This is a genomic window from Vibrio sp. 1288 (assembly GCF_033344475.1).
On record NZ_JAWPOX010001022.1, the window covers coordinates 1 to 538 of the forward strand.

1 protein-coding gene is annotated in these 538 nt (G+C 49.6%); it reads right to left on the reverse strand.

Features of this window, described 5'->3' with window-relative positions; translation table 11 throughout:
• A partial coding sequence (locus R8O11_RS30690; protein WP_318195316.1) for a glycine--tRNA ligase subunit beta occupies positions 1-538 on the reverse strand: 538 nt, incomplete at both ends.

Sequence of the window (538 nt, forward strand, 5' to 3'; positions counted from 1 at the left end):
CTGCTTGGATGATGTCGACACTGAAACCTTCGTCTTGGTACCAAGCACGGAAACGGCCAAGCATGAAATCAATCACGTCTTGCTCAACATTCTCGTTAGTGAGTTTGTTACCAAACTGAACTTTCGCTTCACGGATCAGGTCGACAAGGTCTAGGTTGTAACCATTCTCAACGATGATACGCAGTACACCCAGTGATGCGCGACGCAGTGCGAATGGGTCGCTGCCTTTCGGTGCCTGGCCAATACCGAAGATACCCACGATAGTGTCTAGCTTATCTGCCATTGCGACTGCTGAAGAAATCGCTGTGCTTGGTAGTTGGTCACCAGCAAAACGAGGCATGTACTGCTCGTAAAGTGCGAGGGCAACTTGCTCATCTTCGCCGTCGTGCGTTGCGTAGTGCATACCCATGACACCTTGAGTATCGGTAAATTCGAATACCATCGAGGTCATTAGGTCACATTTCGCCAATAGGCCAGCGCGCGTCGCTTTTTCTACATCAGCATCAATCTGTTTTGCAATGTAGCCAGCTAGTGCAGT